Annotated in this window: 1 pseudogene; it reads right to left on the bottom strand. The window is 82.8% G+C overall.

Annotated elements, in window-relative coordinates:
* Positions 1-231 (bottom strand): annotated as a pseudogene (locus AC1MIR_RS01330) (hypothetical protein); the annotation flags it as partial.
* Between the last annotated feature and the right edge of the window lie 78 nt (positions 232-309).

The following is a 309-nucleotide window of genomic DNA, read 5'->3' as shown; positions in this document are numbered from 1 at the left end:
GGCGCGCGCCCCGCGCGCCCGCGCGGCGGCGGCGGGGCGGCGGGCGCCGGGGGGGGCGTGCACGCCGCCGGGCGCGGGCGGCGGCGCGCCGAGACCGCCGCGGCGCAGGATCTCCACCTCCTGGCGCAGCTGCAGGATCTGGTTCTGCAGCGCGATCCCCTCGCGGCTGTCGATCTGCGCCGCCGCGACGCCGGGCAGGACGATCAGCAGGACGGCAAGCACAAGGCGCATGGCGATTCCCCCCGCAAGCGCGACGCCCCGGCCCGGGGAGGCCCGCCCCCGCCCGGGGCTGGGAGGCCGCCGGGGCGC

The sequence above is a fragment of the Falsiroseomonas sp. RANM36 genome (assembly GCF_056682175.1).
Note: the sequence above shows the minus strand (reverse complement) of the source record. Positions and strands in the feature narration are given on the sequence as shown.